General features: G+C 63.0%; 18 protein-coding genes. 11 read left to right on the top strand and 7 right to left on the bottom strand.

Annotation, left to right across the window (positions count from 1 at the left end; genetic code table 11):
* Window positions 1-27: 27 nt before the first annotated feature.
* Together M1P90_RS29265 and M1P90_RS29270 are read right to left on the bottom strand one after the other, a co-directional pair.
* Window positions 28-984: a TIGR03560 family F420-dependent LLM class oxidoreductase gene (locus tag M1P90_RS29265; protein ID WP_483699235.1), complete on the bottom strand. Its 957-nt coding sequence runs from the start codon at window positions 982-984 to the stop codon at window positions 28-30.
* Window positions 985-1288: 304 nt separating this feature from the next.
* On the bottom strand, window positions 1289-2299 hold the full coding sequence (locus tag M1P90_RS29270; RefSeq protein ID WP_483699236.1) for a DUF4349 domain-containing protein: 1011 nt from the start codon (window positions 2297-2299) through the stop codon (window positions 1289-1291).
* A gap of 470 nt (window positions 2300-2769) precedes the next feature.
* Here M1P90_RS29270 and M1P90_RS29275 point away from each other — a divergent pair, with 470 nt between their 5' ends.
* From M1P90_RS29275 to M1P90_RS29285, 3 genes are all read left to right on the top strand, one after another.
* Window positions 2770-3933, top strand: coding sequence for a GAF domain-containing sensor histidine kinase (locus M1P90_RS29275; RefSeq protein WP_483699237.1), 1164 nt, complete (start codon window positions 2770-2772; stop codon window positions 3931-3933).
* Window positions 3934-4176: 243 nt separating this feature from the next.
* A complete protein-coding gene (locus M1P90_RS29280; protein WP_483699238.1) occupies window positions 4177-8271 on the top strand; it encodes a tetratricopeptide repeat protein in 4095 nt (1364 codons plus the stop codon).
* Window positions 8268-9614 carry a hypothetical protein gene (locus tag M1P90_RS29285; protein ID WP_483699239.1) on the top strand — a complete coding sequence of 449 codons (1347 nt, stop codon included), beginning with the start codon at window positions 8268-8270 and terminating at the stop codon, window positions 9612-9614. The genes M1P90_RS29280 and M1P90_RS29285 overlap by 4 nt, the downstream gene beginning before the upstream one ends.
* Window positions 9615-9685: 71 nt before the next feature.
* Here M1P90_RS29285 and radC read toward each other — a convergent pair whose 3' ends face one another.
* From radC to M1P90_RS29300, 3 genes are all read right to left on the bottom strand, one after another.
* The gene (gene radC / locus M1P90_RS29290) at window positions 9686-10387 is read right to left on the bottom strand and encodes a RadC family protein (RefSeq protein WP_483699240.1); all 702 of its coding nucleotides are present in this window, start codon (window positions 10385-10387) and stop codon (window positions 9686-9688) included.
* Window positions 10388-10454: 67 nt separating this feature from the next.
* Window positions 10455-11792: a lysophospholipid acyltransferase family protein gene (locus tag M1P90_RS29295; RefSeq protein WP_483699241.1), complete on the bottom strand. Its 1338-nt coding sequence runs from the start codon at window positions 11790-11792 to the stop codon at window positions 10455-10457.
* Between the two features lie 89 nt (window positions 11793-11881).
* Window positions 11882-12355 (bottom strand): NUDIX hydrolase, encoded by a 474-nt coding sequence (locus tag M1P90_RS29300; RefSeq protein WP_483699242.1) that lies wholly within the window; start codon window positions 12353-12355, stop codon window positions 11882-11884.
* Window positions 12356-12602: 247 nt separating this feature from the next.
* Here M1P90_RS29300 and M1P90_RS29305 point away from each other — a divergent pair, with 247 nt between their 5' ends.
* Genes M1P90_RS29305 through M1P90_RS29320 form a run of 4 tightly spaced genes read left to right on the top strand, consistent with a single transcriptional unit; the run spans window position 12603 to window position 15850 of the window.
* Complete coding sequence (locus tag M1P90_RS29305) at window positions 12603-13397, top strand: phosphate ABC transporter substrate-binding protein (RefSeq protein ID WP_483699243.1); 795 nt, start codon at window positions 12603-12605, stop codon at window positions 13395-13397.
* On the top strand, window positions 13394-14257 hold the full coding sequence (gene pstC, locus M1P90_RS29310; protein ID WP_483699244.1) for a phosphate ABC transporter permease subunit PstC: 864 nt from the start codon (window positions 13394-13396) through the stop codon (window positions 14255-14257). The genes M1P90_RS29305 and pstC overlap by 4 nt, the downstream gene beginning before the upstream one ends.
* Window positions 14254-15090, top strand: coding sequence for a phosphate ABC transporter permease PstA (gene pstA, locus M1P90_RS29315; protein WP_483699245.1), 837 nt, complete (start codon window positions 14254-14256; stop codon window positions 15088-15090). The genes pstC and pstA overlap by 4 nt, the downstream gene beginning before the upstream one ends.
* Window positions 15091-15094: 4 nt before the next feature.
* Window positions 15095-15850, top strand: coding sequence for a phosphate ABC transporter ATP-binding protein (locus tag M1P90_RS29320; RefSeq protein ID WP_483699246.1), 756 nt, complete (start codon window positions 15095-15097; stop codon window positions 15848-15850).
* A 96-nt stretch (window positions 15851-15946) separates the two neighbouring features.
* Here M1P90_RS29320 and M1P90_RS29325 read toward each other — a convergent pair whose 3' ends face one another.
* The gene (locus M1P90_RS29325) at window positions 15947-16501 is read right to left on the bottom strand and encodes an RNA polymerase sigma factor (RefSeq protein WP_483699247.1); all 555 of its coding nucleotides are present in this window, start codon (window positions 16499-16501) and stop codon (window positions 15947-15949) included.
* Between the two features lie 219 nt (window positions 16502-16720).
* Between M1P90_RS29325 and M1P90_RS29330 the strand changes: the two genes are divergently transcribed.
* The 4 genes from M1P90_RS29330 to tpiA are packed head-to-tail and all read left to right on the top strand — an operon-like array spanning window position 16721 to window position 19533.
* Entirely contained in the window at window positions 16721-17386 is a 666-nt protein-coding gene (locus M1P90_RS29330; RefSeq protein WP_483699248.1) for a protein-L-isoaspartate(D-aspartate) O-methyltransferase, read from the top strand.
* A 55-nt stretch (window positions 17387-17441) separates the two neighbouring features.
* On the top strand, window positions 17442-18092 hold the full coding sequence (locus M1P90_RS29335; RefSeq protein ID WP_483699249.1) for a hypothetical protein: 651 nt from the start codon (window positions 17442-17444) through the stop codon (window positions 18090-18092).
* A gap of 24 nt (window positions 18093-18116) precedes the next feature.
* Window positions 18117-18770 carry a zinc metalloprotease gene (locus tag M1P90_RS29340; protein ID WP_483699250.1) on the top strand — a complete coding sequence of 218 codons (654 nt, stop codon included), beginning with the start codon at window positions 18117-18119 and terminating at the stop codon, window positions 18768-18770.
* A 10-nt stretch (window positions 18771-18780) separates the two neighbouring features.
* Complete coding sequence (gene tpiA, locus M1P90_RS29345; protein WP_483699251.1) at window positions 18781-19533, top strand: triose-phosphate isomerase; 753 nt, start codon at window positions 18781-18783, stop codon at window positions 19531-19533.
* Window positions 19534-19621: 88 nt separating this feature from the next.
* Here tpiA and M1P90_RS29350 read toward each other — a convergent pair whose 3' ends face one another.
* The gene (locus M1P90_RS29350) at window positions 19622-19993 is read right to left on the bottom strand and encodes a response regulator (protein ID WP_483699252.1); all 372 of its coding nucleotides are present in this window, start codon (window positions 19991-19993) and stop codon (window positions 19622-19624) included.
* Window positions 19994-20144 lie beyond the last annotated feature (151 nt).

Below are 20144 nucleotides of genomic sequence, written 5' to 3' on the forward strand. Positions count from 1 at the left end.
GTGGTGTCTGTGGCTCGTTCATATTCCTTACAAAGTCCGCGCCACTTCGGCGAAGGCGCGCAAGCCGTCGATGTCATCCAGATCAAGCCACTGCAATAAAATCTCGCTCACCCCCGCTGCCGCGTAGGCCGCCAGCCGCTCGCGCACCTGCTCGGGCTGCCCAATGATGAATGGCGCATTCGCGCGTGCGAAGGCCACCAATGCATCGTCGTCCATGCCCGCCAGCTCGGCGTTGCGCCCGCGCAAGCGGTTAGTCCACTTTTCAATCGCAGCTGCATCTTTCCCAAAGAACAGCGCCGTCATCAGCGTGCGGCGCACCGCCTCGGGCGCGCGCCCGGCGTCGCGCAGCATCCCATCCAGCGACTCGTTGCGGGCCTGAAATTCTTCGGGCCGCACAAACACCGCGTTCCATATATCGGCGTAGCGCGCCACCAGCGGCAGCGTGCGCTTGGGGCCATTGCCGCCAACCATGATTGGAAAAGCCGCGCCGCGCTGCGGGTGTGGCAGCAGTTCGGCCTCACGCAGCTGGAAGAACTGCCCCTCGTAGCTGGCTGGCCCATCAACGCGCAGCAGCCGCGTAATCACTTCCAGCGCTTCTTCCAGGCGCGCAAGGCGCGTGGCGGCATCGCCCAGCGGGTAGCCGAACATGGCGTGTTCGCGCTGCTGCCAGCCCGCGCCAATGCCCAGAATCATGCGCCCGCCGCTCAGGTCGTCGATGGCGGCGGCCTGGCGCGCCCACATCACCGGGTCGCGAAACGTCACCGGCGCAACGCACGGCCCAAAATGGATGCGCTGCGTACCGCTCGCCAGGTAGGCCAGCGAGACTACCATCTCCAGCGAGTCCAGGTTCGGCGGGTCGGCGTTCGTAAAATGATCCGAGCGAAACAGCCCGGCGAAGCCAAGCTGCTCGACCTCGGCGGCCAGCCGCTGCCAGCGCGGCCACGTCAGCCCATCCTGCCCCTCGACCATGATCGAAATGTTCATGCTGCGCTCCTTCTGCCCAATTGCGTCCCAGACATTATACGCCGGGCAAGCAGAAAAAAGCGTTTTGCCACGAAGGCACAAAGGCTTTCAGGAAATTGAAAACCTTCGTGCCTTCGCGAAAATCGAAAGCGCCGTACTAAAGCGAAGTACAAAAATTTTGGCCACAGAGAACACGGAGAACACCGAGTGTTTAGCTCAACACTCAGTGGCCTCTGTGCGCTCTGTGGCTCAACGTATTTGCTCTCTGCTATATGTTCGATGAAATCTCATTCCAAGCCCCATCCCCTATCTCCCATCCCCCGCTCTAATCGCCCGCGCGCGGCGCGGCAGGTGGCGGACGCCGGCGGCGCAGGCGCAGCAGCCCCAGCAGCAGCGCCACCGGCAGGCCCAGCGGCAGCACCACAATCGCAAACCAGATCAGCACCGTGCCAATCGCCTGCACAATCGTCATCAGTGTGCCGCTGGCCTGCTCGGCCGTGCGTGAAGGGTTCCACAGCGGCGCGGGCGTCAGCGTGGGCGTGGACGTAGGCGTAGGCGTGAAGGTTGGCGTGGGCGGCGGTGGCTCCTGCAACTGGACGGTGATCGTCGAGTAGGCGGCGCGCTGCGAAAGAAACTGCATGCGGCCCTTGAGCATGCCGATCTGCCCTTCGATCTCGGTAAGCTGTGCGTTCACCTGCAACGCTTCCTCGGTGTTTTTCGCCTGGTCGAGAAACTGGCGGATGCGCGCCTGGGTCGCTTCGAGGTTCGCCAGCTGGCTCTGCACATCCACAAATTCCTGTGTCGCATCCACGCCACTGGCCTGCTCGCTGATGATGCGGTTCACGCCCTCGCGCAGCCGCTGCAACGTCGCCTCGAACTGGTCGACTGGCACGGCCAGCTTCACAAAGGCCTGTTTCTGCTGCTCTTGCAGGTAGTCGGTGCGCGTTTCGAGGATGTAGCCGCCCGCCTGCGCCGCAATCGCGTTCACGCGGCTGAGCGAAAGGTCGACTTTTGGCACTTCCAGCACCAGTGTGGCATCTTTGATGATTTTGCGCGAAGGGTCGTTGGCTGGCACGCCCGGCGCGACCGGCTGGGCCGGGCTGCCGCCACCGGCTGCCGGCGCGGCGGTTGGCTCGGCGGCGGCAGGCGGCGAGGTTGGCGCAGCCGCTGGTGGCGCTTCTATTGCCACCTCGCCATCCGCGCTCATTGCTGCGGGCGCAGCCGTGGGTGCTTCCGCAGGGCTGCTGGTGCCAACGCTGCCGCCGCAGCCGGCCAGCACAAATGCCAGGAGCAGGACCAGAAGCGGCGGGCCGACCAGAGAACGTCCAGAACGCATGATCAACCTCCTGCTGGTAATGGGGGAATTTGTCGATTCCCAGCGAGGACGCTGCCCAACACCGGTTGGTTCCGTGGGGCGTATGCGGGTTTCGTAGGTTGGCAGGTTGCAGGTTGCAGGTTGCAGCCGGGGCGTATCGCATACGCCTGTTGCAGGTTGCAGCCGGGGCGTATCGCATACGCCTGTTGCAGGTTGCAGCCGAGCGTATCGCATACGCCTGTGGCAGGTTGCAGCCGGGGCGTATCGCATACGCCTGTTGCAGGTTGCAGCCGGGGCGTATCGCATACGCCTGTTGCAGGTTGCAGGTTTGCGAGTTGTAGATCAATGTCTACTGCCTACTGCCTACTGCCTACTGCCTACTGCCGGCTGCTCGGTTCTTCGGTTCTTGGTTCTTCGGTTCTTTTGTCTGGGCGTATAGCAATACGCCCATAGTGGTACAATACGCGGCGCAAGCAGCAGCGAGGCCACCAATGAAAGATCCCGAACAGCAGCGCCAGCATCGCCAGCGCGACCGCGAGGTGCGCTACTTCGCCACGCTCAAAGTCATTGCCGAAACGCTCAACAACGGCGTCAACCTGCGGCAAACGCTTGCCGGCACGCTATCGCTCGTGATCGAGCTGCTCGACCTGCACACCGGCTGGCTGTTCCTCAGCGACGATCAGGTAATCTTCTCGCTGGCCGCTTCGCACGACCTGCCGCCCGCGCTCGAATACCCCGGCCCGGCCTGGCGCGAACCCTGCGAGTGCCAGAAGCTCGCCCACAGCGGCGTGCTGCGCAGCGGCACGCAGGTGGTCGAGTGCAGCCGCCTCGGCGGCGCGGCTGGCGACCGGCAAGGGCTGGCCTACCACGCCAGCGTGCCGCTGATCAAGGGCGACCGCCTGCTCGGCATCATGAATGTGGCAACCTCGCAGTGGGATGTGTTCACCCCACAGGATATCGAGATCCTGACCGCAATCGGTCACCAGATCGCCACCACGATCGAGCGCACCGAGCTGGCCGAGCAGGCCACCCGCGTCGCCCTGGTCGAAGAGCGCAACCGCCTCGCCCGCGAAGTGCACGACACGCTGGCCCAGGCGCTCACCGGCATCTCGCTCCAGCTCGAAACCGCCGACGCCCTGCTCGACAGCGCGCCCGACCGCGCGCGCGCCCGCATTCAGCAGGCGCTCGAGTGTGTGCGCGACAGCCTGGGCGAAGCGCGCCGCTCGGTGCTCGATCTGCGCGCCGGCCCGCTTGAGCGCCAGGCGCTGCCCGAAGCGCTGCGCGAGCTGGCCCACCGCTTCACCGACGAAACCCACATCCCCATCGACGCCCGGCTGGCGCTGGCCGGCCCGCGCCTGCCCGCCCGCGCCGAAGAAGCGCTCTTCCGCATCGCCCAGGAAGCGCTGGTGAATGTGCGCCGCCACGCCCAGGCCACGCGCGTGCGGATGCGGCTGGGCCTGCGCGCCAACGTCGTGCGCCTCACCATCGCCGACGACGGGCGCGGCTTCGAGCCCACCAGCCGTCCCGGCGCGGCCAGCGGCGGCTTCGGCCTGATCGGCATGCAGGAGCGCGCCCACCTCGTCCATGGCACCATGCAGATCCGCAGCAACCCCGGCGCCGGCACGCGCGTCGAAGTCGCCATTCCGCTCGAATAAGCCAGCCAAACGTTACAATTTCGTTATTACGCGGGCATGTCGTAGCTTCGTCATATCCCCAGGCGTTTCCCTTTTACCGAGCCATAAACGGAAACAGGTGGCCGCGCCGCCACAAACACATGGCCGCCGGGCAGGCAAGCGGCTGGAACCGTTCTTGCAACGATTTATGCAGACGGTACCGAATATTTACTTTCCGTCTGACTCGCGGTAGAATCAACACTATCGCTTAGGCATAACAATACAGTGAATAGTGCTCACGAACAGCGGAACCGGGCCACGGATCGCGCGATCCTGTCCAACTACCTCCCAGGGCACGTGGTCGAGCAGCTGCTTATCGCCAACCAGCCAGCCAGCGCCGACCTCGCCCCCGTAATCGAACACCTGCAAGCACTACTACATGCCATCGTTTCTTTCGTTCCCGAATACACCGATTTCCTGCACAGCACGCCCGTCGCCGGGCAGCCCGGCCAGCTTCACAGCACCACCGGCACATTGCTCGCCGCCGACCTGAGCGGTTTTACCGCGTTCTCGGCCCAGCTTAGCACGCTGGGCAGCGAAGGTGCCGAAATCGTGGCCCACACCATCAACACGCTGTTTAGCATGCTGATCGGCACGCTTGCCGAGTGGGATGGCCGCCTGCTCAAGCTCAGCGGCGACGCCCTCACTGCCCTGTTTATTGGCAGCGGCCACGCCCACCGCGCCGCCACCACCGCGCTCGAATTGCAGCGCCGCATGGGCGAGTTTGCCGCACTCGCAACGCCGGTTGGCGTCTTCACCCTGCGCATCCGCATTGGCCTCGCCAGCGGCAGCGTCCAGCTTGCCCAGGTTGGCTCGGCGCAGCGGCTTGAATTGCTCGTGGCCGGCGAGCCAGCGCACGAAGTTGTGGATTATCAGCGCCATGCCAGCCCGGGCGCCGTCGTGCTTGGCAACGCCACCGCAGATGAATTGCGGGCGCAGATGCCCAGGTTCAGCGCATTGGGGCCGGGCTACCACTGCCTCGAAGCGCTTGCCCCGGCTGCGCCCAGCCCGCCGCCCGCGCCCTTCACATGGGCCACGCGCGCCGACGCCGCCTGGGAGCTGCACGCACTCGTCAACCATATCGAGGCGCTGCGCCCCTACCTGCTCGATCAGCACCTTGCGCGCCTTTCCGATGGCCCGCCCACGCTGGCCAGCCAGGGCGAGCTGCGCCCCGTCACCATGCTCTTCGCCAACCTGAGCGATGTCGGCCAGCTCCTCGCATCAGCCAGCGCCGATAGCGCCGAGGCCATGCCCAGCATCCAGGCGCGCATCGAGCAAATCTGGCAGATCGTCGAGCAGTATGGCGGCGCCGTCAACAAGCTCGATCTGCATTCCGACGGCCACACCCTCATTGCCTTGTTTGGCGCGCCCATCGCGCAAAGCCGCGACGCCGAGCAGGCCGTGGGCTGCGCGCTGGCGCTGATGCACACGCTTGGCGCGGGCGGCCCATTGCAGCTGCGGCGCATTGGCGTCGCCAGTGGGCGCGTCTTTGCCGGGGCGGTTGGTTCGCCGTCGCGCCGCGAGTACACTGTCATGGGCGCGGCCGTGAACCTCGCCGCCCGCCTGATGGACGCCGCCGAAAACGGCCAGATTTTGCTGGACGCAGCCACCGCGCGCGCCGCCGAGCATCGCTTCAAGCTCCAGGCGCAGCCGCCCATCCGCGCCAAAGGCTACACGCATCTTGTGCCCTGCTTCACGCCCGAGCTCGACGAAGGCCCGCGCCTGAACCTGCTGACGGGCGCGCACGGCCCGCTGGTTGGCCGTGCCGCCGACCTGGTCCGCGCGCGTTCCGCCGTCGACCAGGCGCTGGGCGGCGCGGGCGGCAGCATTGCGCTGGTGGGCGAGGCCGGCATTGGCAAATCGCGCCTGCTGGCCGAGCTGGTGCACAACGCGCTGCTCAACGCGCACAGCTCGGTTGGTCTGGTGGTTGCGCACGCGCAGCCGACCCACCTTGCCCGCCCGTATTACCTGCTGGTCGAGCTGCTCAGCCAGCTCTACGACCTGCCCGCCCAGCCCGACGCGGCTGCGCGCCTGCTGGCGCTTCACGCCCTGCGCGCCCTGCCCGATCAGCAGCGCTTCTTCCCGCTGCTGCCCACGCTCTTCGGCCTGCCCGGCACCGAAAGCCCGATCACGCAGGCGCTCACGCCCGACGAGCGGCGCGCCCGCCTGCAAACCCTGTGTGTCGGGCTCATGCAGCACCGCGCCAGCGACGGGCCAACCGCGCTGGTGGTGGAAGATCTGCACTGGGCCGACGCGGCATCGGTCGCGATCCTGAGCGCGCTGGCCAGCTCGAAAGTGCCGCTCCCGCTGGTGCTGCTGTGCACCTTCCGCCCCGAAGGCGCGCCCGCCTGGCCCGCCGCCACGCGGATCGAGCTTGCGCCGCTGCCGCCCGAGCAGGCCCAAAACCTGATCGCCGCGCGCCTGGGGCGCCGCCCGCTCACCGCCGCCTTGCGCGATGCCGTGATCGAGCGCACGCAGGGCAACCCCTTCTTTATCGAAGAAACCATTCGCGCGCTTGGCGAGCAAGCCGCCGAATCTGCCGCGCCGCCGCTGCCCAGCAGCATCCAGAACGCCCTGATCGCCCGCTTCGACCGGCTGCCCCTGGCCGAGCGCTATATGCTCCAGATGGCGGCCGTGATTGGCCCGCAGTTCGACCGGCCCGTGCTCGATGGCATTGCCGGAACGCAGGAAGCCCTGGGCGGCGCGCTTGCCCGCCTGGCCGAGCGCGGCATTGTGCGCGCCCTGGGCGATGGCCAGTATCGTTTCGCGCATAGCCTGAACCAGGAAACCATTTACGAAAGCATGCTGTTCGCCCAGCGCCGCGAGATTCACCGCCGCGTTGCCGCGTTTGTGCGCGCGCAGCAGCCCGCCCGCGCCGCCGCCGAACCGGGTCTGCTCGCCTTCCACTATCGCAACGCCGAATCGTGGCCCGAAGCACTTGAGTTCGCCTGGATCGCGGGCCAGCGCGCCCAGGAGCTGTATGCCAGCGATGTTGCGCTCACGCACTACCAGCACGCGCTCGAAGCCGCCGAGCGCAGCGACACTGCCCCCGCCCGCCGCCAGCGCGCCCTGATCCTGCGGCGCATTGGCGATCTGCACGCGCTGGCGGGCCGCCTGAACGAAGCCACGCACACCTATGCCAGCGCGCTCGCCGTCTCGGAAGAGCAGCGCGAACAGGCCGAAATTCTGATCGCGTGGACGGAGGTGTGTGAAGGGCAGGCCGCCTATGACGATGCGCTGGCGCATCTTGCCCAGGCCGAGTCGCGCCTTGGCCCGGCCGACAATGCGCTCCTGCTGCGCATTGGTGTGCGGCGCGGCTGGGTGCTGGTGCGCAGCGGCGATAATGCAGCGGCGCAAGACGCCGTTGCGCCCTGCCTCGCGCCGCTGGAGGCGCTGGGCAGCTGGGGCGACCTGCTGCTGGCCTACAAGGTCTTTTTCCATATTGGCATGAGCCAGTCGCGCTGGCGCGAGGCCCGCAGCTACCTGCGCCTGGCGATCACGAATGCCGAGCGCATCAGCGACCTGCGCGAGCTTGGGCGGCTGCGCAACAATATGGGCATTGTGCTGACGCAGGAAGGCAACCTGCGCGCAGCCGCCCGCGAGTGCGAGCGCGCCGCCGCCATTCTTCACGACATTGGCGACCAGCACACGCTCGCCAGCGTGGAAGTGAACATTGGCGCGATTCACTACAAAATTGGCAACTACCCCGAAGCACTGCACCACTATCACGCCAGCCTCAACAGCGCCAGGGCGATTGGTTCGCTGCCGCTTGAAGGCATTATTTGCAGCAACCTGGGCGAACTGTACCGCCAGCTTGGCCGTTTGCCCGAATCGCTGGCGCAGATCGAGCGCAGCATCGGGCTGTGCGACGCCATTCACGACGATCTGGGCATGAGCGAGGCGCAAAGACAGCTCGCCGAAACGTTCATCATCATGGAACGACTTGTTGAAGCTGAACAGGCGAGCATCCGCGCCCTCGATTTCGCCTTCGCCGCAAACGACGCCCAGGCCGAAGCCATCGCCTACCGCGTGCGTGGCATGCTGGCCGGCGCGCGCGGCGATTACGATCTGGCGATTGCCGAGGTGCAGCGCAGCGTGCAGATCCTGACTGAGATCGAAAGCACGCCCGAGCTTGGGCAAAGCCTGGTGGTGCAAGCCCGCCTCTGGATCGGCGCTGGCCAGCCCGAACTGGCGCGCGCAACCCTGGACGAAGCCATTGCCCTGTTTCAAAAGGCCGGCGCCAGCGCCGACCTCGACACGACGAGCAAGCTCCTCGCGCAGCTTCATGCCGAGGAATACGAGTCAAAGGTGTATTTATGAATCATCAACCTTTCCCAACCCTTGGCCGTCTCGCAACCTCGCTGGCGCTTGTGGCCGCCCTGCTGCTCGCCACCTGCCTGGGCGTTTCGCCAGCATCGGCTAGCGTGACCAGTAGTTTGGTCGAAAGCAACATCACGGCAGACACCACCTGGACGGCGGCCAACAGTCCCTACCTCGTTACCGTGCCGATCAGCATCACATCGGCCGCAACGCTCACAATCGAGGCGGGCGTGGATGTGCAATTTCTCACTGGCGCGAGCCTCCAGATCGACGGCGGGCTGCAGGCGAAAGGCACGCCCAGCCAGCCCGTGCTGCTGCGCGCTGCCAGCGACACCTGGGCTGGCCTGAAAGTCGTGCAGCCAGCCCGCGCGATTCGCCTCGAATCGGTAACGCTGAGCGACGCGACGGTCGGCCTGACGCTTGGCCCGTCGGTGAGCGCGCCCAACCAGCGCATTGATATCATCGATAGCCTGATAGAAGGCAACCGCATTGGTATGAATATTGTGGGCGGCGTGCTTGGCAGCCTGCGCCTGACGCTGCGCAACAACCTGTTCACCGCGAACAGCCTGGCCCTGCTGATTGATGGCCTGCCCACTGGCCAGCCGCGCATCAAGCTCGAACACAACAGCTTTGAAGGCAATGGCATTGCGCTCAAGGCCCTGAATTTCGGCAATCGCACGCTGAAAATCCAGCAGCAGTGGTGGGGCAGCGCCAGCGGGCCAGAGATCATATCAGTCACAAATAATCTCACATGCACCAACTCGGTGTCGCCCGCGCCCGGCACTTTCCCGCAAGAAATCATCTGCGGCCTGGGGAACATCGACGCTGTGCCATTCAGCAAGGTGCCAGCCGGCCGCCGCATTGTGAAGCCCGGCGAGGCTGCCAAGCTCGAAACCGGCATCGGCCCTTCCGCGCTGAACGACAATGCCGTGACGGCCAGCAGCCTGCTCACGGTGTCGCTGCCGCTCGGCACGTTTTCGCAGCCCGTCGATCTTATTGCCGCGCCACGCGAGCCTTCGGGCGGCCTGCCCGGCCAGCCCACGCTGCTTGAGTTCGAAATCACCGCCGTGGCAGGCGGGCAGGAGATCCATCGCTTCAACCAGGGCAAGCAAATCACGGTGGAAGTGGCCTTCGACCCGGCCGACCTCAACGGCGCCGACCCAAACAGGCTCGCGCTGTATTATTTCGACGAGCAAACCGGCCGCTGGGATTTCGCTGGCATCACGTCTTTCCCCGATCCGGCGCATAATCGCCTGGTCGCGCGCCTCGAACACCTGACGCGCATGCGAATCACGTCGGTCGACATGGGACGTGTGTACGTGCCGATGGCAGAAAAAAACTAGCTTGCTTCCCGCGCACAAAAAACGAGGCCGGCAGCATGGTGCTGCCGGCCTCGCTGCATCTCTGCCCGCGCTTACGCCCTGGAAAAGCCCAGGCCGCGCTCGCGCATGCTGACATAGCGCCCCTGCCCAATCACCAGATGATCGAGCACCTCGATATCGAGCAGTTGCCCCGCCGCCACGATTTCGCGCGTCACCAGCACATCCTCGGGGCTGGGCGTTGGGTCGCCAGAAGGGTGGTTGTGCGCCACAATCAGCGATGCGCTGTTCTGGCGCAGTGCTGCCTTGAAGACCTCGCCCACGCGCACCATCGAAGCATTCAGCGAGCCCACATAGATCGTGGTGATCGACTGCACACGATTTTTGGTATCGAGCAGCACCGTGCGCAGATGCTCCTGATCGAGGTGGCCCATTTCCAGCAGCAGCAGCTGCGCCGCATCTTGCGGGCTTTTGATCTGAAAGCGCTCGGCCTCGCCCGTCAGCAGCAAGCGCCGGCCAATTTCCAGCGCGGCCTTGAGCGTAGAAGTTTTCGCTTCGCCCAGGCCGTGCACCTTGCACATTTCGTGAAAATCAAGGCGCTGCAAGCCGGCCCACCCGCCATAATCCACCAGCAGCTTCTGGGCCAGCTCAATGACATTTATGCCTTCTACCCCAACGCGCAAGAGAATTGCCAGTAGTTCGGTATCGCTCAGCGCCGCCGCGCCACAATCGCGCAAACGCTCGCGCGGCTTTGTGTTCGGCGGCAAATCTTTGATCCGCAGATGATATTCAGCCATCACTCGTCCCCGGTAGCACATATTTTCGTCTTCATTACTACCGCGCCGCATAATGGCGTGATACGGCCTACACCTCCGCGCTCTGCACCGCCTGAATCACCTGTTCGGCCAGCGAACGGCGGCGCGCAGCCAGCTCGCGCACCAGCGCGCCGTGGCGCAGCACCATCCAGCTATACGCCAGCACTTCACGGAACTCGCGCCACAATTCGCCCCAGCGCAGCGCGGCATAGGCCAGCGCCGGCGCAAGGAGCAGCAATAGCACGCCCCACGCCCAGCCGGCCAGCAGCCCGCACAGGATCGCGGCCAGCACCCAGCCCAGCAGCACCATCACCGTGCCAATGATCAGCTTGCCAGTGCTGGTGGTTTCTTCATAGTCGCCCAGCAGCACGGGCGTGAGCGGCCGCGCCAGCCGGTAGGGGCCATAGCTCAGCGCGAAGCCCGCAACCGCCGGCAGAAACAGCAGCACGAGCGCCAGCGCAAGCCAGATCACGCGCCCGCGACGCGCCGCATGGAGCTCCAGCTCCCATGGGTTTGCAATGCCCAGCGTGCGCAGCACGCGCGCATAGCGCCGCGCCTGCTGCTCGATCGCGGCCAGGCGGGCGGGGTCGCTGGCGCGCAGCCGCTGGTAAGCCTCCAGCAGTTGCTCGGTGTAGGCGTGCTGCTCGGCCAGGGTGCGCAGTTCCTGTGGCGCCGTCCAGCTCGCCACCAGCGGCAGGCCGCGCAGCAGTTCGGCGTGCTCGGCTTGCAGCACCACCTCGTCAAGCGCCGCATCGATCCGCTCAGTCAGCGCATCCACGGCCGCATGTGGGTCGGCGGCATAGCGCCCGGCCAGATCATCGATTGCGAAGGGCTGGCCGATCACAAGCAGCGCCGCCGAGCGAAACAGCGCCTTGTCCTGATACCATAGGCCCACCGGCACCAGCTTGAGGTCGATCGCCCAATCGGTCTCGGCCTCGGCGCTGAGCGCAATCCGTGCCGCGCCCGTGCGCAACGGCAACATGGTGGTACTGGAGTGGGTGGTGCCTTCGGGAAAAAGCGCCAGCGCGTGGTTCTGCCGCAGCAGCGCCCGGCAGCGCGCAAAGGTGCCTTCGTTGCGGCTGGCGCGGTCGCCTGTGGCCCCGCCTTCCAGCCCCTCGTCGCGTTGGCGATACACTGGCAGCGCATCAAATGCGCCCATGGCAAAGCGGCCGGCCGGGTTCGCAAAAAAGGTGCTTTTCGCCAGAAACGCGATCGGGCGTCGCACGCCCGCCATCAGCACCAGCGGGTCGAGCAGGCCATTCGGGTGGTTCGCGACAAACAGCGCCGGCCCGTCGTGTGGCAGGAATTCGCGGCCGCGCACTTCGATGCGGGGGTAGAACAGCATCACAAGGTGAAGAATGATCCAGCGAACAAGCTGCGCCAGCATAGCATCCTCGCAGTGCAAGACAGCGATACCTATCTGTCAGAACGTGCCGGGCTCGGCAATTTCGCGCATGCGCTGTGGTGCCGCACAGGCTAGCCCGCAGGCTGTTCAGGCGCGGCTGCGCCGTTCAGCAGCGCACGCGCCGCCCGCACCACATTGCGGATGCGCTTGCGGCGGATGCGCCGCAGCGCCGCGCTCACCGGGAACCAGCGCACCCGAACAATATGCTCTTTCGCTTGCGGGCGCGGGCGGCCAGCCTCGGCATGGAGCAGGTAGTAGGTCACCGTCTTGCGGCGACGGCGGCCCGCCTTCTGGATGGTGTAGAACACCTGGCGCACCAGCAGGCCAACTTCGCCCGTGATGCTGGTTTCCTCGGCAACTTCACGCGCCACCGCTGTGCGTTCATCTTCCCCTGGCTTGATCCGGCCCTTCGGGAGCGTCCAGAAGCCACCCTGCTTCTTGATCAGCAGAATCTCAAGCAGGCCAGCTTCCGAATATCGGTATACAACCCCGCCCGCGCCCAGGATCAAAGGCTGCGCTTCAGGAGTATTAGGCGTTAGGTCCATATCGAACATCGTTACTTCCTCATGTTGCAACATGCGTTGTCTGGACGCTTCCCGGCACACGTTGCGGACAAGCCAGCCATCGTATTTGCCGTCACAAAGCCTTCCACGGCAAATACAGAACGTGATATAATAGGAGCGCTTAATAAACACTTAATATACCAGAGACACCGATTTGATGCACATTCCTCTCTGTTCTGCACTGCACCATACCGCCACGTGCCGCCCGCGCGGCCTCCGCTGGCGGTATTTGCTGTGCCTGGCACTGCTGGCCGGCATCCTTGCGGGCTGCGGCCAGGGCGAAAGTAATGGCATAACCATCACAGGCTCTACGTCGGTTTCGCCCTTCGCCGAGCATCTGGCCGAAATCTATCAGCACAATCACGCTGGCACCGCCATCAACATCCAGTCGCTTGGCTCCAGCGCGGGCATTCAGGCCGCAACCGAAGGCGTCGCCGAAATTGGCATGTCATCGCGCGACCTCAAGCCCGAAGAAGCCGAAAAGCTCGACCAGCTGATCATTGCGCGCGACGCGCTGGCCGTGATTGTCAACCCCAGCAACCCGGTTGCCGAGCTCGACCTCAGCCAGGTGCAAGATATTTTCTCGGGGAAAGCAACGTCGTGGGCTGCGTTCGGCGGCCCCGACCAGCCAATCGACCTGATTGTGCGCGAAGCTGGCTCGGGCACGTTCACCGCTTTTGAAGAGCTGGTGATGAAAAGTAAACCTATCACTACCTCGGCGCTGCGGCAAGGGTCGAATGGCGCAATTCGGCAGGTTGTGGCCGAAAACCCGAATGCCATCGGCTATATTTCGCTGGGTATTGTCGACAGCAGCGTCAAGGCGCTTGCGGTTGATAGTGTGCAACCCTCGGTTGGGCATGTGGAAGATGGCTCGTACACCTTTGTGCGGCCATTTCTGTTTGTCTGGCAGAAAGGCCACCAGCTCAGCCCGCTCGCCCAGCAATATGTCGACTATGTGATGAGCGCAGAAGGCCAGCAAGAGCTTCAAAATCTTGGCCTGGTGAAAGGGCCGGCCATCAAATGAAAGAGCGCAGCATCAGCATCCTGCTCCTGATCACCGCCTTTGGCGCGCTTGTGGCGCTGGGCCTGATCACCTACTTTATCTTCCAGGCCGGCATCCCACTGATAGCAAAGGTGGGCATCTGGCAATTTCTGAGCGGGCGCGAGTGGAACCCCACCGCAAAAACACCCGCGTTTGGCATCTTTCCCATGATCGTCGGCTCGCTCTGGCTGACGTTTGGCTCGCTGGTGATTGGCGTGCCGCTGGGCCTGGCCGTCGCGATCTTCATGGTCGAGCTGGCGCCGCCGCGCCTCGCTGGCCTGATGCGCCCGGCCATTCAGCTCCTCGCCGGCATCCCGTCGGTTATCTACGGCTTCATCGGGCTTACGCTGCTCGCGCCAATCATCCGCTCGACGCTCGGCGGGCCGGGGCTGAGCGTGCTCACCGGCGCCATCATCCTCGGCTTCATGATCCTGCCCACCATCATCGCCATCTCGGAAGATGCGCTGCGCGCTGTGCCACTGGCCGTGCGCGAAGGTGCCGTGGCCCTTGGCTCCACGCACTGGCAGGTTATCACGGGCGTGCTGCTGCCAACCGCGCGCTCTGGCATTATTGCCGGCGTTATTCTTGGCATGGGCCGCGCCCTGGGCGAAACCATGGCCGTGATCATGATGATCGGCAACTCGCTCGATATTCCGTTTTCGCCACTGCAATCGGCCACCACGCTCACCAGCAATATCGGCCTCGAAATGGCCTACGCTGGCGGCGCGCACCGTCAGGCCCTGTTCGCAACCGGCGTGGTGCTGTTTGTCTTCATTATGATATTAAACGCGCTGGCGACCTCGTTTGTGCGCCGCCCCAGCGCCGGCCGGAGAAGCGCATGAACCCTGCCCGCACACAACGCATCGCCTTTGCCTCGATCTGGATCGCCGCCATTCTTACGCTGGCGGTGCTCGGCCTGGTGGTTGGCCTGATAATCGTCCGCGGCCTGCCTTCGCTGAGCCTGGGCTTTCTCACCGGCTCGCCCGAAAATCTGGGGCGCGACGGCGGCATTTTCCCCACCATCGTCGGCACAATTGTGCTTGGGCTTGTGGCCTTGCTGATCGCCACGCCGCTTGGCATTGGCAGCGCGATCTACCTGACCGAATATACCCACGAAACGCTGCTCACCCGCGCCATTCGCTTTGGCACCGAATCGCTGGCCGGCGTGCCGTCGATCATCTTTGGCCTCTTCGGCTTTATTTTCTTCGTCACCTATCTGCAAATGGGCTGGTCGATCCTGGCTGGCGGCCTCACGCTTGCGCTGATGGTGCTGCCAACTATCATCCGCACCACCGAAGAAGCCATCCGCACGGTACCACAAAGCTACCGCAATGTCAGCTACAGCCTGGGCGCAACCCGCTGGCAAATGGTTACCACTGCTGTGCTGCCAAGTGCGCTGCCAGGCATTGTCACCGGCATTATTCTCGCCTTTGGCCGCGCCGTCAGCGAAACCGCAGCCGTTATTTTCACGGCAGGCACGGCGCTTAATTTGCCGAAATCGGCCTTTTCGCCCGTGCGAACCATGGCCGTGCACTTCTACATCCTGGCCGTCGAGGGCATTTCGCTCGAAAAAGCGTATGCGACTGGAACGGTTCTGATTCTGACCGTCCTGATTATCAATGTCGTGGCTAGTTCGCTGATCACGCGGCTGGTTCGCAAGCAGGTACGACGCTAACACTATGGATATTAAAATCGAATTCGATCATTATACCCTGGCCTATGGCAATGATGTCGTGCTCAACGACATTACGCTGCCAATCGCGCGCAATGCTGTGCTTGCGGTGTTTGGGCCGGCTGGCAGTGGGAAAAGCGGTTTCTTGCGCTCGATCAATCGCATGGCCGAGCTGGACGCAAACGAGCGCCACACTGGCGATGTGCGCATGGATGGAAAGAGTATTTTCGCGCCCGCTGCCAACCTCGCCGAATTGCGCCGCCGCGCCGCAATGGTGTTTGCACAGCCAGTTGCTCTTCCTATGTCGATCTACGACAATGTGAGCTATGGCCTGCGCCTGGCCGGCCAGCGTAACCGCCGCACGCTCGACGCGGCCGTTGAGCGCGCCCTTCGCGCATCCACCCTTTGGGACGAAGTGAAAGACCGGCTCGATACCTCTGGTTTGAATCTATCGGGCGGCCAGCAGCAACGCCTGAGCATTGCGCGCGTGCTTGCGCTTGAGCCCGAGATTTTGCTGCTCGACGCGCCCACTGCCGCGCTCGATCCGATCTCAACCGCCAAAATCGAAGATATGCTCATCGATCTTAAAGAGCACTACACAATCGTGATTGTGCCGCATAGCATTCAGCAAGCCGCGCGCGTTGGCGATGCGGCAGCATTCTTCCTGGATGGCGTTTGCGTTGAGTATGGGGTTGGCAACCAGCTGTTTGTATCACCCCGCGATAAACGCACCGAGGAATATGTCACCGGGCGCTTTGGCTAGAATTCCCACAGCCAACAGCCGAGCCGCCTTGCCAAATATCCTGGCAAGGCGGCTCTTTTATAATCTCCCCAAAGGCAGTTATGCCGTGGTACCTGCTTATGGGCAGCTCGCAACCGGGGCCTGCAAGCGCCGCGCAAGCGACTGAAGCCCGCGATGCTGGAGTGCCTTGACCGACCCCTCTGTTCGCCCAAGTTTCTGCGCGACTTCCTGAATCGACATCTCGGACAGAAAGCGCAGCTGAATAACTTGCCGCTGCTCGTCGGTTAAATCGTTCAGGGTGCGGGCAAGCTCTTCATATTCAAGCTGCATACCAACGCTATTCTCTGGGCCTTCGCAGCTGCCATTCCACACATCCAGCGGAACCTGCTGCCGATTGCGCCGCCGCCGCATCACATCGATTGTGCGATCGCGGGCAATGCGATACAGCCACGCCGAAATCGGCCAACCGCGATCTTCATAGCGGTGAATACCTTCTAACATGCGAAGGAAAACCTCGGCCTGGAGGTCTTCAGCCAGCTCTGCTTCACCAAGCCGAAAGTAAATGTAGCGATAGATCGCAGGCGCGTAACGCTCGTAAATTTGCGTGAACGCACCATGATCACCCTGCTTCGCACGAATAACTAGCTCGGCGTCTGAAACGTTGTGCGACATGGTTTTCTTTCCTGCTGGGCCGCTGCGTGGCGGCGCTATTCAAACGACAGTTGTAACTGAACAAAGTCTAGCAGGCGGGCTATACCACAGTATTACCATTTCATCATTTGAGCGACCTGCTCTGTTCATTGGGCATTTATGTCTTCTTGTGCTTCTTCCGCCCCACGATATGATCCTGTACTCAGGCGACTGCGGTATAATGTGGCCGAGGAGAATGCTATGAATGGATGGAATGAGCGCAGCGCAATGGTTCGTTTGCAGCTTGAGCAGCGTGGCATCCAGGATGCGCGCGTGCTCGATGCAATGGCCAGGGTTCCACGCCACCTGTTTGTGCCAGCGGAAGCGCGCGACCAGGCATATGGCGATCATGCGCTGCCGATAACTGAAGGCCAGACGATTTCGCAACCATATGTGGTGGCGCTTATGGCGCAGGCGCTTGCGCTTTGCCCGGGCGAGCGTGTGCTGGAAATTGGCGCTGGCTCGGGCTACGCAGCAGCTGTTCTCAGCCTGCTTGCCGGTGAAGTCTATGCGATCGAGCGCCACCCGACCCTGGCAGAAAGTGCAGCCCGGCGCCTGCGCGAATTGGGCTACACGAACGTTCATATTGTCGCTTCAGATGGCACCGAGGGTTTACCAGAATACGCACCGTTTGATGGCATTATGGTGTCAGCAGCTGCGCCCTGGGTTCCCCTGCCCCTGCGCGAGCAATTGGGCGAGGGCGGAAGGCTTGTCATCCCTGTTGGCGGGCGCCAGGCGCAAATGATGCTGCGGCTCACGCGCACGAATCACCAGATTCAAACCGAGCGCCTGGGCGAAGTGCGCTTTGTGCCATTGATAGGGGCGCACGCATGGCAAGACGACACTACCAGCCATGAGGGTGAGTAGTAGCCCCGGCTGGTGGCACAGCAATGGGTGGAAGCTGGCAGGGTTGTGGGTAAGTATGACGCTTGCGTTCGCGATCTATCAATCGGGCGGGGCGCTGTGGCGGCTGCGCTGGCCAGGCCAGGTTGTGTGCTTCGATGCGCCTGATGCGCTCTTCCTATGCACAGCATTCTGGCAGAAGCTGGGGGTAGCTGGCGTGCAAGGCGCACTCGCCCTGTTGTTTCACGAAGGCGCGCATGCACTGATTGCGCGCAGATATCGCGGCGAAGTATTCCTGCCGGCAGCACGCGTCTGGTGCGTTGGCGCCATCGCCGCCGCCGCTGCTGGCATGTATATCGTCGGCCCCACGTTCCAATGGCGCACGCCCACTGCGAGCCACCCCCAGAATGCGACAATCGCGCTGGCCGGGGTTGTGGCGAGCCTTGCCATTGCGGCGCTCTGGTTTGCGGCGCTCAGTGTCATTATTGTGTTTTCGGTGGCAGTGGCGCCCTGGTTTCCCTACTTTGGCTATGCAGGCTTTCGCATGAATGCTTTGCTGGGCCTGGCAAGTCTGCTGCCACTCACAGGATTTGATGGCGAGCACCTGTTCAGGGCGCGCCCGTACCTGTATGGTTTGCTGGTAAGCGTGGCGCTGACCCTAGTGTTTGCGCTTGGCAATGAGCATGTGCTGCAGTGGCTTCTGCAGGCAATAACGGCGCTAGGAAAGTGAGTGTTTGTGAACCGAATGTTTCAAATGCCCGATGAGTCAATTTTCGGCGGGCAGTCGAATGACAATTTTGAACTGCTGAAGGCCTGGGGCGGCACCACGCTGGCCTACGCCGTGCTAAACACCGGTGCGGGCAATTTGCTGAGCAGCTCGTTTGTGATGAACCTGCTTGTGTCGGCAGTGGTGTGCGGGCTGGGCTTTGTGCTGCACGAGCTGGCGCACCGCATTGTGGCGCGCAATTATGGTGCTGAAGCGCATTTCATTGCGAACAACGGCTGGCTGATTCTCTCTATTGTGATTGCATTCGCTGGCTTTTTCATCGCCGCGCCCGGGGCAGTGTGGCATCGCGGCTACCTGACACCGCGCCAGAGCGGCTTGATCGCGCTGGCGGGGCCGGCAACAAACTTGGTGCTTTCGGCACTCTTTTTTGTCGCGCTGATGGTGATTTTGATCGCGCAGATCCCGGTTCCGCCGATTGTCGCAAGTATTTGCTTTATCGGCTTTAGCCTGAACGCCTGGCTGGGGCTATTCAATATGATCCCGGCCGGGCCGTTCGACGGCGCAAAAGTGCTGAACTGGAGCCCGCTGGTGTTTGGCATCACCGTTGGCATTGGAATTCTGCTCACCTTTGTGCTCAACAGCCAAAATACTATTCGCACGCTGTTGGGCCTGTTTAGTTAAGGAGCAAACGATGCGCAAGCCTTTGATCGCAGGCAACTGGAAGATGTACAAGACGATCGGTGAAGGGGTGGAACTGGTTGAAGCGCTGCTGCGCGACCTGGGCGATACCAGCGACCGCGAAGTGCTGGTGTGCCCGCCATTTACGGCGCTCCATGCGCTCAGCTCGTTGCTGCAGGAAACGCCGATTGCGCTGGGCGCGCAGGATGTGTTCTACGAGTCGCAGGGGGCGTTTACGGGCGCAATTGCGCCAGGCATGCTGACCGACGTTGGCTGCACGTATGCAATTGTGGGGCACAGCGAGCGCCGCCAGATTTTTGGCGACGGCGATGAGCTGATCAACCGCAAGCTGCACGCCGCGCTGGGGGCCGGGCTCCGACCGATTTTGTGCGTGGGCGAAACCAAGCCCCAGCGCGACGCCGGCACCGCCGAGGCGATTGTGGTTGGGCAGGTGAAGGCCGGGCTGGCCGGCGTGGATGCGGCTGCGCTGCCAAACGTCGTGATTGCCTACGAGCCGGTGTGGGCGATTGGCACCGGCGATACCGCCACCCCAGCCGATGCGCAGAATATGCACGCAACGATCCGGCGCACGCTGGCCGAGCTGTATAGCCCGGCAGACGCTGAAGAAATTCGCATTCAGTACGGCGGCAGCGTCAAGCCCGATAATGTCGACGAGCTAATGAGCCAGCCCGACATCGACGGCGCGCTGGTTGGCGGCGCATCGCTCAAGGCCGATAGCTTTTTGCGGATTATTCAATTCCGCTAATTGCCAGGCCGCCGAATCAGCAGCACACAATAAAGCGACCGGTTGTCCCGGTCGCTTTATGTTATTACCCCCGAATGCGCAGCCACCCTCACAACTTCAGGGCAGCCGCTGCCAGCCGCCGCAGATCGCCAAGCGGCACTGGTTTCGTCACATAGTAATCGATATTCAAGCGCTCAACGCGCTGGCGCAACTCGGGCGAGCTATACGCCGTCATGAAAATGATGCGTGTATCGATATGGCGCTGCCGGATCTGGGCCACGAGATCCAGGCCATTCAGGTGCGGCATGTTGTAATCGGTAATAATCAGATCGGGCACATTGCCCGCTATCGACGCCAGCGCCTCGGAAACCGAGGAGACGGTGGTGATGAACCAATCATAAGATAAACCGCGCAGCGCCTGCTCGACCACGAAACGCTGGTTATCTTCATCATCAACAATAAGGACGGAGTGTAACGTCATTGCGAAGCCTCAATGAGATGGTAAAACTGACGTAAAAATCATACTGTGCTTGCCTGGGCATGTGGCTGGCAAGTTGTGATCGGAATGTATGCGGGGGCGTAATAGGCAAAAACGTATGCATTTTTGTTGCTTAAAACGCGATCTATTGTGC

This window comes from Kouleothrix sp. 19917 (genome assembly GCF_057073505.1).

Bases quoted from the DNA above. Each gene is read 5' to 3' on its own strand.
- M1P90_RS29265 (WP_483699235.1), bottom strand. From the start codon at position 984: ATGAACATTTCGATCATGGTCGAGGGGCAGGATGGGCTGACGTGGCCG.
- M1P90_RS29270 (WP_483699236.1), bottom strand. From the start codon at position 2,299: ATGCGTTCTGGACGTTCTCTGGTCGGCCCGCCGCTTCTGGTCCTGCTC.
- M1P90_RS29275 (WP_483699237.1), top strand. From the start codon at position 2,770: ATGAAAGATCCCGAACAGCAGCGCCAGCATCGCCAGCGCGACCGCGAG.
- M1P90_RS29285 (WP_483699239.1), top strand. From the start codon at position 8,268: ATGAATCATCAACCTTTCCCAACCCTTGGCCGTCTCGCAACCTCGCTG.
- radC (WP_483699240.1), bottom strand. From the start codon at position 10,387: ATGGCTGAATATCATCTGCGGATCAAAGATTTGCCGCCGAACACAAAG.
- M1P90_RS29295 (WP_483699241.1), bottom strand. From the start codon at position 11,792: ATGCTGGCGCAGCTTGTTCGCTGGATCATTCTTCACCTTGTGATGCTG.
- M1P90_RS29300 (WP_483699242.1), bottom strand. From the start codon at position 12,355: ATGGACCTAACGCCTAATACTCCTGAAGCGCAGCCTTTGATCCTGGGC.
- pstC (WP_483699244.1), top strand. From the start codon at position 13,394: ATGAAAGAGCGCAGCATCAGCATCCTGCTCCTGATCACCGCCTTTGGC.
- pstA (WP_483699245.1), top strand. From the start codon at position 14,254: ATGAACCCTGCCCGCACACAACGCATCGCCTTTGCCTCGATCTGGATC.
- M1P90_RS29320 (WP_483699246.1), top strand. From the start codon at position 15,095: ATGGATATTAAAATCGAATTCGATCATTATACCCTGGCCTATGGCAAT.
- M1P90_RS29325 (WP_483699247.1), bottom strand. From the start codon at position 16,501: ATGTCGCACAACGTTTCAGACGCCGAGCTAGTTATTCGTGCGAAGCAG.
- M1P90_RS29330 (WP_483699248.1), top strand. From the start codon at position 16,721: ATGAATGGATGGAATGAGCGCAGCGCAATGGTTCGTTTGCAGCTTGAG.
- M1P90_RS29335 (WP_483699249.1), top strand. From the start codon at position 17,442: ATGACGCTTGCGTTCGCGATCTATCAATCGGGCGGGGCGCTGTGGCGG.
- M1P90_RS29340 (WP_483699250.1), top strand. From the start codon at position 18,117: ATGCCCGATGAGTCAATTTTCGGCGGGCAGTCGAATGACAATTTTGAA.
- tpiA (WP_483699251.1), top strand. From the start codon at position 18,781: ATGCGCAAGCCTTTGATCGCAGGCAACTGGAAGATGTACAAGACGATC.
- M1P90_RS29350 (WP_483699252.1), bottom strand. From the start codon at position 19,993: ATGACGTTACACTCCGTCCTTATTGTTGATGATGAAGATAACCAGCGT.